This is a genomic window from Pseudochelatococcus sp. B33 (genome assembly GCF_053570585.1).
Genome location: NZ_JBSEFH010000017.1, coordinates 1 through 13,936, shown reverse-complemented (window position 1 = coordinate 13,936; position 13,936 = coordinate 1). Strand labels below are relative to the sequence as shown.

Below are 13,936 nucleotides of genomic sequence, written 5' to 3'. Positions count from 1 at the left end.
GTCTGGAGACGGAGCGCCCTTCTTTCCCGGTCCCGTCCGTCCCCTTAAGGCAACCCCGCCGTCCTCAGGCCCGCACGTCCATGGCGGTCCGCAGCCCGTCGCTGACGAAGTTGAAACAGACGCTGGTCATGAAGATGCATGCACCGGGAAGCGTCGCGATCAGGGGCTGCGAATAGATGGCGGTCCGCAGCGTGTTGAGCATGAGCCCCCATTCCGGATCCGGGGGCTTGATGCCGAGGCCGAGGAAGGACAGGCCGGAGGCGAGGATCATCGAGAGACCCACAAGGCTGGTTGCATAGACGAAGATCGGCCCGAGGACGTTCGGCAGGATGTGGACCTTCACGATCGAGGCCGGTCCGGCGCCCGTGGCGCGGGCGGCTTCCGTATAGTCGAGGGTGCGCACGCCGGTCGTGACGCTTTCCGCCACGCGGATGATCGGCGGAATGAAGACGATGGTCAGCGACGTGATGGCGTTCAGGATGCCGGCGCCGAGCGAACCGCTGACGGCAACCGCCAGAAGCACCGAGGGAAAGGCGTAGAATACGTCCGTGACGCGCATGATCGCCATGTTGATCTTGCCGCCGGCAAAGCCGGCGATGATGCCGATGGTGCCGCCGATGACAAAGGCCAGCACGACGGGCGTGATGCCGACGAACCAGGAATAGCGGCCACCGTAGAGAAGTCGGCTCAGCATGTCGCGGCCAAGTTCGTCCGTCCCCAGCAGGTGGCCCGGCGTGCCGACGGGTTTCAGGCGCCGGGCGATGCTGCCGTCGGTCGCGCCCCAGGGCGCGATCAGCGGTGCGAACAGGATCAGCAGAGCCATCACGATCAGAATGAAGCCACAGAGCAGGGTGGTCTTGTCGCGCAGCAGACGACGGCCGACGCCGCGCCAGTAGGAATCCTCGCGGTCGGCTTTCCGTGCGGGAGCCGGCGCTGCGACGATTTCGTCGGAAACGGTGGTCATCGGCGGCTAATCCTTGGGTCGATGGAGGTTTGGATCAGATCTACCAGGAGGTTGAGGACGACGAAGAAGAGGGCGAGCACAAGCGTGGTCGCCTGCAGCACCGGAATGTCGCGCTGGAAGATGGCCGTGTTCAGCATCATCCCCGTGCCGGGCCATGCGAACACCGTCTCGACGAGGATCGAACCGCCCATCAGGTTGGCGAGCTGAAGGCCGATCACGGCAAGAACCGTGGGAGCGGCGTTCTTGACCACGTGCCAGACGATTCCGCTGCGGCGCAGCCCCTTGCCGCGCAGCGTCGTGATGTAGTCCTGGCTCATGATGTCGCTGACGAGGCCGCGCACGGTCCGGGTTATGATACCCGCCGGAATGACGGCGAGCGTCAGCGACGGCAGGATGAGATAGCGGACATGGGCCCAGTCCCACACCCACTCGGTCGAACCGCCGGGGCCGAAGCCCATCGCCGGCAGCAGATTCATGTTCACTGAAAAGATGATGACCAGGACCATGCCGAGCCAGTAGTGCGGCACCGAAACGCCGGCAACGGCGGTGCCGAGCAGCAGCCGGTCGATCCAGGTGCCGCGATAGACGCCGGCGATCCCGCCGAACAGGCAGCCGAGAACGAAGCCGAACAGACCGCCCGTGCAGGCCAGGATGAAGGTTGCGCCGCTCGCCGCGACGAGATCCGGCAGAACCGGCCTGCCCTTGATGAGCGAGGTGCCGAAATCGCCCTGCGCCACATGCAGCAGCCAGACGCCGAACTGGACCGGCAGCGGCCTGTCGAGGCCGTATTCGGCGCGCACCCGGTCAATGACCTCCTGCGGCGTGTCCGGCTGCACCATGGCGTCGATCGGATCACCCGGCGCGATATGGACGAGCAGGAAGCAGACAAGGCTGACCGCCAGGGCGATCGGAAACATGTAGATGATGCGGCGGAACGTATAGAAAATCACGGGTTCGTCCTCGGCTGGGGCGACGGCTCAGGCGGCGGCGACCTCCTCGGCCCTGATGCAGCGGACGGCGCGGCCGGCGGCGGGATGGCGGAACGCAGGCACGCGGGCGCGGCAGTCCTCCACGGCATGGGGGCAGCGCGGCGCGAAGGCGCATCCGGAAAGCGGATACCGCAGATCCGGCGGCGATCCGGGAATGGTCGTCAGCCGCCGGCCCCGGGTGCCGGCATGCACCGTGGCGCCCAGGAGACCCTGCGCATAGGGGTGCAGGGGCCCGGCCATGACATCGGTGACGGACCCCATCTCGACCATGCGGCCGGCATACATCACGGCGATGCGGTCGGCGATCTCGCCCGCCACGCCGAGATCGTGAGTGACGAAGACAACGCCCATGCCGAGTTCCTGCTGGAGACGGCGCAGCAGAAGCAGGATCTGGATCTGCACCGTCGCGTCGAGAGCGGTCGTGGGTTCGTCGGCCAGCAGGAGCTTCGGCCGGCAGGAAATCGCCATCGCGATCATGGCGCGCTGGCGAAGGCCGCCCGACAGCTCGTGCGGGTAGGCGGCGAGCCGCCGCCTGGCCGACGGGATCTGGACCAGTTCGAGCAGGTCGAGCGCGCGCCGGTCGGCATCCTTCCGGCTGATGCCCTCATGGCGCACCAGCGTCTCGGCAATCTGTCGCCCGATCGTGAACACCGGATCGAGCGCCGTCATCGGCTCCTGGAAAATCATCGACACGACCTTGCCGCGCAGTTCCGAAAGCCTCGCCTCGGAAATGTTCATCATGTCGTGCCCGGCGACGTTCAATTCGCCGCTCATGACCGTCTTGGCCCGCGGGTTCAGGCGCATGAGGGCGCGCAGGGTCACCGACTTGCCCGAACCGCTCTCGCCGAGGATGCAGAGAACCTCGCCCTCGGCAAGGTCCAGATCGATGCCGTTCACGGCATTGACGGTCGCATCCCGGGATACGAAACGCACATGCAGGTCACGGGCGCGCACGAGAGGCTGGCCGGTCATCACGCCACCATCCTTTCGCTTTCGGCATAGCCGCTATCCGGCTTCACGGCATGGCAGGCGGCTTGATGGCCGTCGCCCCGGCCGGCCGGCTCCGGCACCTTCTCGGCGCAGACGACGCGGGCCGCGGCACAGCGGGTGCGGAAGCGACACCCCGACGGCGGGTTGATCGGATTGGGAGGGTCGCCCCTGAGCGGCGGCTCGGTACGCCGGCGGGCAGGATCCATCGACGGACGGCTCGCCAGCAGCGCCCGGGTGTAGGGATGGGACGGCGCGCGGAAGATCTCGTCCACGGATCCGACTTCCGCCACCTTGCCGAGATACATGACGAGCACCCGGTCGGCGACATGCTCGACCACATTGAGATCGTGGCTGATGAAGAGATAGGTCAGCCCGAACTCGTCCTTGAGATCGAGCAGCAGGTTCAGCACCTGCGCCTCGACCGATTTGTCGAGCGCCGACACCGGCTCGTCGAGAATGATCAGGCGCGGCTGGAGCGCAAGCGCCCGGGCAATGTTGACGCGCTGCCGCTGGCCGCCGGACAGCTCATGCGGAAAGCGGCGCGCATATTGGGCGGGCGCAAGGCCGACCGCCTCCAGCAGCTCGCGTGCCCGGCCGACCGCCTTGCCGTGCGGCACGCCATGCACCTTCGGGGCATAGGCGATGGACTCCTCGATGGTCAGACGCGGATTGAGCGAGGAGTAGCTGTCCTGGAACACCATCTGCACCTGGCGGCGATATTCCTTGAGGCTGAGCCCGCCGGGCGCGCCCACGAGCTCGCCGTCGAAGACGATCTCACCGGCGGTCGGCTGGATCAGCGACATGATCAGCCGCGATGCCGTCGATTTTCCACACCCCGATTCACCGACGATGCCGAGCGTCTCCCGCTTGGCGATGGTCAGATCGAGGCCGTCGACGGCGCGCACCATCTGCCGGCCCCCCAGAAAAGAGCCGATCGGAAAGTGCTTCACCAGTCCGTTCACGATCAGCAACGGCTGGGCCGGACCGCCGCGATCGGGCAGTTGCTTGAGCTCAGACATCGGTTCCCCTTCTTGTCTGGAAGTTCTTTCTTGTTTTGCTCTCTTAACCTACCCACAAAGCATAAAGACAATAAACATCTTTGTTTCGATGATTAGCTTTGTGCATCTCGATCTATAGATCTATTCATTCATCTGATGAGAAATTTTGAGTACGGGAACATCGAGTGTCAAGTCTGTTTCTTGAGCAATTCTATTTGTTATTTGGTCACAGCGGTCCGGTTTCAGGCATCCGCGGCGGCGGACGGGCCGGCCGGCGCGGGCCGGCCGGACATCGACCGTCAGCTGCGCATCGGGATCGGCCCGAAGGCCGGCGGGGGAACGCGGCGCTTCGAGGCATTCTCGTAGGACGACGCGATGCTAAGCAGCAGGTCCTCCTTGCCGGGCTCGGCACGGAACACGAAGGAGAACGGCAGCCCCGGCGCCGGCAGTTCGGTCGGCACGTCGGAGAGCGTGGGCACGTAGCGCGTGCCGTCCTCGTTGAGCTTCAGGACCGGATCGTAGACCGTACGCACGAAGCCTGCCGGGATCAGCACTTCCGTCAGGCCGGCATTCGGGCCGTACATCGACTCGATGCGGATGTTCTGGATCGTCCCGGGCTCCTGGGCTCCGCCGATCTTGGCCGGCGGCAGCGGCGTATGCAGGCGGACCAGCACGTCGAGTTTGTTTTCCAGAATGACCATCATGTCGGTGCGACGCAGCAGCTCGCGCAGCATGATCCGTTCATTGACGCCCTGCCGCCCGTCGAGCGGGTTGCGGGGATCGACGGTCTCCTGCCAGTTCAGGAAGGCGGCGCGCTGGTCGTCTCCCCAGTATTTCGAGCGCTTGTTCAACGCCTCGAAGTCGACGAGCGTTTCCGTGATGCCTTTTTTCGCCCAGTCCCTCGCCCGGCGCTTCAGGTATTGCGGCAGGTGATAGCGGAACGTCTTGGCCAGTTCCTGCTGCTGGATCGTGGCGATATCGAGGTTGGACGGCGGGGGGATTTCGCCGTCGGCCAGGGCGACGAGATAATCGATCGGCTTCATGCCGCCGCTGCCGAAAACCTTGCCGGGCAGGAACTCGGTGGGCTCGATCGCCTCGGCGAACTCCCTGAACAGCGGCGTGCCGTCCGGCTTCAGGCGGAACAGGAGATCCGGCATGAAAACCGGAACGAGGCGGGCGAGGGCGGTGCGGAAATCGACCTTCATCGGTTCGATTTCCGGATCGGGCGTCCAGCGCGGGTCGGCGGATTCCACCAGCGTCGCGCCGAGGTGATCCCGGAGCACGGCCTTCATTTCCCTGGCGGCTGCGGTCGTGATGGGCTCGGCGGCCCTGGAGCCGGCGGCGATCATCGATTCGCGGATCACGCCGAGGCGCACGCCCTTCAATGCGTCCTTCTCGCCGCTGCCCCTGGCGTGGCTGGCATAGGGCGTGCCCAGGACCGAGCTGCGCGGCACGGTGGTGAACGGGTCGCGCGGGTCGTAATAGCCGTTTTCGGGGTCCTTCAGCGCGTCGAGAACCTTTGCCGCGTCGGCGATCTTGCGGGCGTGAATGCCCGTGCGGTCGCAGTAGATGTCGGCGCCGATCGCGCCTCCGTCAAAGCCGATCATGGCCTTGTGCGGCAGGATGAGCGCGATCGAGTTGTGGTTCGACGGGCCTCGGCAGGAGGCGCGGGTCTCCTCTCCCAGACTGATCATGCACAGGTTGGCGCTGACCGACACGCCGGAGCCGGAGCTGGAGCCGAGCGACGCCGCGCGGGTCGTGTCATAGGGGTTGGACGGGTTCCCCGCCCAGCTCGAGCGCTGATAGCCGAGCACGGAAGGCAGAACCTTGTCCGGGGCGTGGCGGCCGCCGGGATCGCCCGCGCGGCCGTTATATTCGGTATTGACCGCCTTGGCGAAGATGATGCCGCCCTTCTTGCGGATCTGGTCGACAAGCACGTGGTCCTCGGCCGGGAAGTCGACGTCATAGGCCGCGTCCCCGCCGCCGGTGGAACGCATGTCCTTGCAGTCGAAGGGGTCCTTGAAGGAAAAGACCACGCCGTAAAGCGGCAGCTTCTCCAGATCCGGATTCGTGCCGTATGCGGCGTCCAGCGACGCTGCCTGCTCCAGCGCATCGGGATGGCGGCGGAAGATCTCGGCGACTGCCGGCGCGCCCTCGGGCAGCGGCCCTTCATCGGGATGGCGGTCGAAATCGCCGGCGCACGTCACCGACCGTTCACCGCGAATGTTCAGCGTCGCCAGCGCGTTGACCTGACCGGCATCGGGCATGCCGACGATCATGCCGTATTGCTGCATGACGCTCGGATTCGAGGCGGTCGGCTCCATGCGGCCGAATTCAAGCGGCGGCCCCTTGTACCTGTCGAGATCCTCCAGGATGTCCGAGGCCTTGACCGTCCGGGTCGGGAACGTCAGCGGCGCCGTGGCGCGGACCGTCCCGGCGGCTTCCGGAATGTCGGCGCCATCCTCTGTCACCAGCATGCTCGCCACGCCGTTGAAGGCGCGCGCCCGGTCGATATAGTGCTGAACGATCTGCACGACGGTAATGTCGCCCGCCTTGATGGCGGCATGCATGTCGTCGATCGTGGCTTCTTCGAGTTGAAACGGCTTGCGCAAGGCAACGTCGTTGGCCGTGCTCATGGGAATATGCTCGTTCATGTCTGTTGTCCTCGTCGCGGCCGGCATGCGGCCGTCGGCCCCGCAGCCGGGGCGACTGAAAGAACTGTCCGACGACGTGTCCGCGCGCGAACCCGGCAAGCCGGTCCGGCCCGTCGCGTCAACGGCTCCGAATTCCGCACACGGACCCGCGACGCCGGGCGTGTGTCGGCAACGGAATGGCACTCGGAAATGGTACGCGGCCCAAAGGCCGAAGCTGGTTCGATTGATCCCCAGGACCCGTCAACGGGGCTCTCGGACACCCACCAGAGTTGACGTTGACCCAAGCCTGAACGTCGGATTTTCGTTTGTCAAGTGACTTGATAATAAGTCAAGTGCCTGCTAAATGTGCATTCAGGATGAGGCTTGGGGGCACCAAAGGAAGCGACATGGTTCAATCGAATGACAGGAAGCAGGGTGCGCCGCAACTCGCCGTCCAGTTGCCGCCGGAGGAAACCGAGGCGACCGTGAGGCGCAGGCCTCGCCAGGAGCCGGGAAGCTTGCGGAACGAATACAGGATCGGCTCGAAACTCAAGCACGCCCGTCTCCTCAAGGGATACAGGCTCAAGGAGCTGGCCGAGCTCATCGATTGCTCGGAAAGCATGTTGTCGAAGCTCGAGAACGACAAACTGACCCCCTCCATCTCCTTCCTGCACCGGCTTGCAAGCGAACTCGACACCAGCATCGCCGAGCTTTTCGCCGAAGGCGACAATCTGTCGGGGCCGGTTCATCATTTTCCCCACAACCGCCGGGCGCGGATCGAGGACGATACCGAGCTCGGCCGCCGTGGTGCCTGGTTCGAGCGCATCATCCCGGTCGCCAAGAACGGGCTGCTGCAGGCCAACATCCTCAATATCCCGCCGCAGGTGCGCAGCGACAACGACGTCCAGCATGTCGGCGAGGAAATGGGCTATCTGATTGAAGGAGAACTGGAAGTCACCGTCGATGGCAAAAGCTATGTCCTGCATCCCGGCGATATCCTGTTCTTTTCGTCATCCTTGCCTCACGGCTATCACAACAAGAGCGACAAGGTCGCCCGCATCCTTTGGGTGAATACGCCCCCGAGTCTTTGAAGTGCACAGAATCCACGCCCGATGCTGCGTTCGAAAGCATTCATCGGCGTGGTATTCTCTTCTCATGCCTAAAATTTAATCTTATACATTACTTGCATGCCTGCCATGTAAAAAAAGCAATTTGACCTTCAATCAAGTAACTTGACATCAATGACTCAAGCCGTCATCGTATAGCTACTCTGACAGTTCTTCGCTCGGAAGAAGCGCTGCCGGTGGGCCGGTTTACCTGCGTCTGGCCTATGCGGACAGGCAGGTCGCAACCCGGATGACAGGCTCGTCCCGGTCTGGTTTCACCCTATCTCCTGTGGAACGGTGCGCCCGAAGCGGGCAGAGACCAGGCCACCGTGCGACCTGGCGTGCGACCTGGGTTGACGAGCGGCGCCGCAGTCCTGTTCGACGCGACGGACTGCGGTGCCGGACCTCCTTCACTATACGGACAGGCTCGCTCCGGCGGGCATGACAACGCATGGGCCTCGATTCCGCAACCGGCGCCAAACCCGGGGGAGGGACGAGCCGTGCCAATAACATGCGCGATGCATCGCCATACCGCACCGCAGGGGGAAGAAGCGTTCCCGGACAGGGGCAGACCAAACACGAACAAGCGCGGGTTCTCGCCGCCTCCAGAAGGGGACTCATCATGTTGAAGCTCAAGACATTGCTCCTGGCGGGCGCGGTCACGCTCCTTGCCGTGGGTGCTCATGCCCAGACATTGCGTATCGCCATGACGACATCGGATGTCCCGACGACCGGCGGCATTCCGGACAACGGCAGCGAGGGTGGCCGCTTCGCGGGCTACACCATCTATGACGCCCTCGTGAACTGGGACTTTACCCGCACCGATGCACCGGCGGACCTGACGCCGGGGCTCGCCACGGAATGGCATATCGACCCCGACGACAACAAGCGCTGGATCTTCACGATCCGCGATGGCGTCACATTTCATGATGGCTCGCCGCTGACAGCCGACGACATCGTCTGGAACCTGGACCGGCACTTGAAGAAGGACGCGCCGCACTACGATCCCGCCGCCGCATCCTACAGCAGCTATACGGCCCAGATCGCCTCCTACGAGAAGGTCGGCGACAATCAGGTCGCCATTGTCACGAGCGTGCCTTTCAGCATGCTGCCCTATCAGGTCTCGCGTATTTTCATCGTGAGTCCGCGCCAGTACGAAAAGGTCGGAAGCGACTGGATCGCCTTTCAGGCCCAGCCCGCCGGCACCGGCCCGTTCAAGCTCGTCAGCGTCACGCGTCAGCAATCCATCGAGCTGAACCGGAACGAGGACTACTGGGACAAGACACGTATCCCCAAGGTCGAACGCCTGAGCCTTCTGCCGATTCCGGATGCCAACACCCGCGTTGCGGCCCTGCGTTCCGGCCAGGTTGACTGGATCGAGTTTCCGATGCCCGATTCCATCCCCTCGCTCGAGGCTGCCGGCTTCCAGATCGTCACCAAGCCATACCTTCATATCTGGTCCTGGCGCTTCAACCTGAAGGAGGAGGGCCCGCTCCAGGATGTCCGCGTGCGCCGTGCGCTGAACTATGCCATCGACCGCGAGGGCATGGCGGCGCTGCTTTCCGGCACGGCGGTACCCGCTGTCGGCATCTACCAGAAGGACAACAAGTATTTCGGCCACCCGACGCAGAACTACATCTACGATCCGGAGCAGGCGAAGGCGCTTCTCGCGGAAGCCGGCTACGGCCCCGACAAGCCGATCAGCTTCCGCGTTCTGCTGCCCACGGCGGGCTCGGGCAATATGGTGCCGCTGCCGATGGCCGAATTCGTTCAGCAATCGCTGGCCGAAGTCGGCGTCAAGGTGGAATACGAGGTGGCCGACTGGGGCACCGTTCTGCAGGGCATGCGCACGCCGCCCGGCACGGACGGCGTTCCGCACCGCGACGCCATCAACCACGGCCAGCCCTTTGGGGATCCGACCAATTTCTACACCAACGTGACCAGCATGGGCAAAATTTCCAACTGGGGCGAGTACAAGAACGACAGGGTCGATCAGCTGATGCAGGAAGCGTTCGAATCCTTCGATCCGGTGGTACAGGACGAGAAGATCTCCGAGGCCCACGCGCTCGTTGTCGACGATGCGCCCCGCCTCTTCGTCGTCCACGACCTCAACCCCCGCGCGCTGGCGCCGAACGTGAAGGGCTTCGTTCAGGCGCAGAGCTGGTACCAGGACTTCACGCAAGTCACCGTCGAGTAAGGCATCACCCCCGGGACTCCTCCGACATCCCCGGGCACACGCGGGGACCGGGGCCCTGGTGGGCCCGGCCCCTTTTTCTTGTCCGATTGCACCTTGCCCGGTTGCACTTTGTCCAAGCTTACGGCGCCCGAGACTTTCCTTCCGGAGACTAGATGATGCTGTCACGCTTTTTCGATCATACCCTGTGGGGCAACCGGGAATTTCGCGCTCTCGTGGCAGCCAATTCCATCGAACGCTTCGCAGCGTCAGCGCTGACGGTGATGCTGGCTTTCCACGTCTATGACGCCCGCAAACAGGCGATCGACATCGCGCTGCTCGGCTTCGTGCAGGTCATCCCGGCGCTGACCCTCGCACTCCATGGCGGGGAGGTGGCCGACCGGCACAGCCGGCGCCGGCTGGTCCTCGTCACCGTCGGTTGCCTGGCGCTGGTCTGTCTCGGACTGGTCTTCATATCCGTGACGGCGACGGAAACCCTGCTGATCGTGGCGCTGCTGATCGCCGCGCTGCTTTCCGCCTCCCTGCGCGCCTATCAGACGCCTGCCGAAGTGGGGCTCGAGGCCCAGGTGCTGCCCGTCGGCCTCGTCCTCAAGGGCGTGCCGGTCATCTCCACCACGGCGCGGATATCCGACATGCTCGGGCCGGTGGTGGCGGGTTTCCTCTGGGCCGCGACCGGCCCGGTCGTCACCTATGCCGCTCTCGCGGCGCTGCTTGCGGCGGCCTGCGCCGTCTACGGTCTCGGGATCGGGGAGAAACCCGTGCCGGAACATCCGGCCGGCGCGCCCGGCCCGATCGCCCGCATCGTCGAAGGCATTCAATACGTCTTCCGCAATCAGGTGCTGATCGGCTCCATGGCGCTGGACCTGTTCGCGGTTTTCTTCGGCGGCGCCGCCTCGCTTCTGCCCATCTTCGCCACGGATATCCTCGATGTCGGCCCCTCCGGCTTCGGGCTTCTGCGCGCGGCGATCGCAGCCGGTGCGCTCACTGCCGCCATTCTGTCCATCCGCTTCATTCCGCGGGCGAACGCCGGTCTGGTGCTGCATCTCATCATCGCCGGCTTCGGGCTTTGCATGATCGCATTCGGCTTCTCGACCAATTTCTACCTGTCGATGGCGGCGCTGTTCCTGGCGGGCATCTGCGACGGTCTCAGCATGGTCATACGCCATGCCATATTGCGACTGGCCTCGCCCGAGCACATGCGCGGCCGCATCGCGGCGGTGCGCATGGTGTTCGTCAGCTCGTCGAATGAACTGGGGGCCGTGCAGATGGGCCTGTCGGCATCCTTGCTCGGCCCCACGCGCGCTGTCATCCTCGGCGGCATCCTGACCATGGGCGTGGTTTCGGCGGTTGCATGGAGAGCGCCGCTGCTGCGCCGTCTCAACCTCGGAACCTTCGGCATTTATCCGCAAGCCGTGCCTACCGGAAGGGCGAGCCAGCCGGCCGACTAAAGTTTGCATGGATGTTGAAGCACTTGCGGTCGCCGTACCGAGAGGAGGTCGTGTCGCATTATCAAACTTTACAAAATCAAAATGTAATGTTGTATTGCCCGCATGGAGAAGCACGGCGTCTATCTGGGGCCACGTCTGCGCCGGCTGCGTCGCGACCTTGGGCTCACCCAGGCCAACATGGCGGCGGATCTCGACATCTCGCCGTCCTACATCGCGCTCATGGAGCGCAATCAGCGGCCGGTCACGGCCGAAACCCTGCTGCGTCTCGCGAAGGCGTACAAGGTCGATTTTTCCAGCTTCGGCGACGACACCGGACCCGACCTGATCGCCCGCTTGCAGGCGGTCATGCGCGATCCCATCTTCGCGGACATCGATCTGCCGTCGATGGAGATCGCCGACCTCGTGCACGGTTTTCCCGGTGTCGCCGAAGCGATCCTGCGGCTCCATACCGCCTACAAGGAGGAGCAGTTCGCGCTCGCCGACCGCAGGCAGGACGGCTCGGGCGAGGGCATCGGCGCGTCCGCGGACCCGGTTGCGGCGGTGCGCAGCTTCCTGTCGGCACGGCGCAACTGCTTTCCCATCCTCGATGCCGCCGCCGAAAGGCTGTCGGCGCAGATCGCGGAAGCCGGCGGGCTGACGAACTCCTTCAAGGAGCGGCATGGCCTGCGCGTGCGGCGCATGCCGCCCGAGGTGATGACAGGCTCCCTCCGGCGTCTGGACTGGCATCGGAAGGACGTGCTGCTCGACGACACGCTGGATACGGCGAGCCACAACTTTCAGCTCGCCCAGCAGCTCGCCTATCTGGAGTTCGATCAGGAGATCCGCGACGCCACGCAGGAGGGGCATTTCGAAACCGACAACGCCCGGCGTCTGGCCCACCGCGCGCTCGCGGCCTATTGCGCGGCGGCGATCATCATGCCCTATGCGGCCTTCGCCCGGGCGGTCGAGAGCCGCCGGTATGACATCGAAGCGCTGTCGCGCCAGTTCGGGACGAGCTTCGAGCAGACAGCTCATCGGCTGACCACGCTTCAGAAACCCGGCCATGAGCGCGTGCCGTTCTTCTTCATCCGGGTGGACGCCGCCGGGAACGTGTCGAAGAGGCTGAACAGCGGCACCTTCCCGTTCGCGCGCCACGGTGGCGGCTGTCCGCTGTGGAGCGTGCACCAGGTTTTCGCCACGCCGCGCAAGGTCGTCACCCAATGGCTCGAACTGCCCGACGGCCAGCGGTTCTTCTCGATCGCCCGCACGGTCAGTTCGGGCGGCGGCGCCTTCGGCGTGGCGACAGTCGAGCGCGCCATCGCGCTGGTGTGCGAGGCCCATCATGCCGAGCGGCTCGTCTACAGCCGCGCTCACCCGCAGCCCGCGGCACCCACGCCGATCGGCATCACCTGCCGGCTCTGCCACCGGACGTCCTGCACATCCCGCTCGGAACCGCCCATCGGCCGCCAGATCCTGCCGGACGACTACCGCCGCACCGACGCGCCGTTCGGGTTCTCGGACACGTAGCGCACGCCATCAGCCGATGCTCGCCGCGACCTGCCGGACGGCTTCCATGAAGCCGGTGACGGCAAGCGTCGGCTGCGTATCGGTGCGGCTGGTGAAGCCGACGGGGCCGAGCGTCTCGCCGGTATCGACGGGCAGCAGCGCCAGCTGCCCCTCGGCCACGTCGCTGGCTACCACGCCCTCGGAGATGATCCAGACGGCATTGGTGCGCCGGACGTAGGCGCGGCCGAAGTCGCTCGAGACCGTCGCCACCTCGTCGCGCAACTGCGTGACGCCGTTGGTGAGCAGCAGCCGGTCCACGAGGCGCCGGATCAGCGAGTCGGGAGTGGGCATCAGGGTCTGATAATCCTCGATCATGCCCAGATGGAACGCGCGCTCGCCGAGCAGCGGATGATCGGGGCGCACCACCATGACCACGCGCTCGGAGTAGAGATGCTCGAAGGTCAGGCCGCCCATCGCATCGGGTTCGGTCATGCGGCCGATGACGAGATCGACGTCGCCCGTGCGCAGCACGGAAATCAGGTAATCGTTGGGGCCGGTGACGATGTGCGTGCGCACGCCGGGGCTGCCGGCGCTGAAGATTTCCACGGCCCGCGGCAGGATGCGGACCGAGACCGTGGGCAGGGCCCCCACCTTGAGGGTGGCCGCGCGGCCCGTCTGGTTGGCGGCGTCGATGCCCTGGCGCAGCGCGACCATGCCCGTGGCCGCGTAGCGGTGGAACACCTCCCCGAACGGGGTGAAGACGAGGGTCCGCCGGCTGCGGTCGAACAGCGCGGCACCGAGCAGGTCTTCCAGCTCCTGAACGGTCTTGGAGACGGCCGGCTGGCTGATGGCGAGCGCGTCCGCGGCGGCGGTCACGCTCCTGAGGCGGGCGACCTCAAGGAAACAGGCGATATGGCGCAGCTTGATGCGCGGATCGATGAGGCGTCTGGACAAGGCGGTCTTCGATGACGAATGTTGTGATGACGGATTTTGAATTTACGTCAAGAACATGCTCCATCCGGGTATTTTATAACTCATCAGTTATGGCCGCGCCAGTGGTTACGTTGCGGCCGGCCGCCGCCGGCTCGCCGTTGCCCAGGCCGCGTGGCGGGCCTACACCCGCTCCAGC

At 65.0% G+C, this 13,936-nt stretch carries 10 protein-coding genes; 4 read left to right on the top strand and 6 right to left on the bottom strand.

Annotation, left to right across the window (positions count from 1 at the left end):
- Nucleotides 1–64: 64 nt before the first annotated feature.
- The 5 genes from ACUSIJ_RS18655 to ACUSIJ_RS18635 form a co-directional block, all read right to left on the bottom strand.
- Nucleotides 65–964, bottom strand: coding sequence for an ABC transporter permease (locus ACUSIJ_RS18655; RefSeq protein ID WP_449309913.1), 900 nt, complete (start codon nucleotides 962–964; stop codon nucleotides 65–67).
- Nucleotides 961–1,914, bottom strand: coding sequence for an ABC transporter permease (locus tag ACUSIJ_RS18650; RefSeq protein WP_449309912.1), 954 nt, complete (start codon nucleotides 1,912–1,914; stop codon nucleotides 961–963). Before ACUSIJ_RS18650 ends, ACUSIJ_RS18655 begins: the two co-directional genes overlap by 4 nt.
- A gap of 27 nt (nucleotides 1,915–1,941) precedes the next feature.
- Nucleotides 1,942–2,925, bottom strand: coding sequence for an ABC transporter ATP-binding protein (locus tag ACUSIJ_RS18645; RefSeq protein ID WP_449309911.1), 984 nt, complete (start codon nucleotides 2,923–2,925; stop codon nucleotides 1,942–1,944).
- Complete coding sequence (locus ACUSIJ_RS18640) at nucleotides 2,925–3,962, bottom strand: ABC transporter ATP-binding protein (protein ID WP_449309910.1); 1,038 nt, start codon at nucleotides 3,960–3,962, stop codon at nucleotides 2,925–2,927. Before ACUSIJ_RS18640 ends, ACUSIJ_RS18645 begins: the two co-directional genes overlap by 1 nt.
- Nucleotides 3,963–4,240: 278 nt before the next feature.
- Nucleotides 4,241–6,595 (bottom strand): amidase family protein, encoded by a 2,355-nt coding sequence (locus ACUSIJ_RS18635; RefSeq protein ID WP_449309909.1) that lies wholly within the window; start codon nucleotides 6,593–6,595, stop codon nucleotides 4,241–4,243.
- 386 nt (nucleotides 6,596–6,981) lie between these two features.
- Here ACUSIJ_RS18635 and ACUSIJ_RS18630 point away from each other — a divergent pair, with 386 nt between their 5' ends.
- The 4 genes from ACUSIJ_RS18630 to ACUSIJ_RS18615 all read left to right on the top strand — a co-directional run bounded on the left by ACUSIJ_RS18630 (nucleotide 6,982) and on the right by ACUSIJ_RS18615 (nucleotide 12,828).
- A complete protein-coding gene (locus ACUSIJ_RS18630; RefSeq protein WP_449309908.1) occupies nucleotides 6,982–7,665 on the top strand; it encodes a helix-turn-helix domain-containing protein in 684 nt (227 codons plus the stop codon).
- 637 nt (nucleotides 7,666–8,302) lie between these two features.
- The gene (locus ACUSIJ_RS18625) at nucleotides 8,303–9,877 is read left to right on the top strand and encodes an ABC transporter substrate-binding protein (RefSeq protein WP_449309907.1); all 1,575 of its coding nucleotides are present in this window, start codon (nucleotides 8,303–8,305) and stop codon (nucleotides 9,875–9,877) included.
- Nucleotides 9,878–10,029: 152 nt separating this feature from the next.
- Nucleotides 10,030–11,322 carry an MFS transporter gene (locus ACUSIJ_RS18620; RefSeq protein ID WP_449309906.1) on the top strand — a complete coding sequence of 431 codons (1,293 nt, stop codon included), beginning with the start codon at nucleotides 10,030–10,032 and terminating at the stop codon, nucleotides 11,320–11,322.
- A 102-nt stretch (nucleotides 11,323–11,424) separates the two neighbouring features.
- The gene (locus tag ACUSIJ_RS18615; protein ID WP_449309905.1) at nucleotides 11,425–12,828 is read left to right on the top strand and encodes a helix-turn-helix domain-containing protein; all 1,404 of its coding nucleotides are present in this window, start codon (nucleotides 11,425–11,427) and stop codon (nucleotides 12,826–12,828) included.
- Nucleotides 12,829–12,837: 9 nt separating this feature from the next.
- Here the strand turns inward: ACUSIJ_RS18615 and pcaQ are convergent, their stop codons facing one another.
- Nucleotides 12,838–13,761 carry a pca operon transcription factor PcaQ gene (gene pcaQ, locus ACUSIJ_RS18610; RefSeq protein ID WP_449309904.1) on the bottom strand — a complete coding sequence of 308 codons (924 nt, stop codon included), beginning with the start codon at nucleotides 13,759–13,761 and terminating at the stop codon, nucleotides 12,838–12,840.
- Between the last annotated feature and the right edge of the window lie 175 nt (nucleotides 13,762–13,936).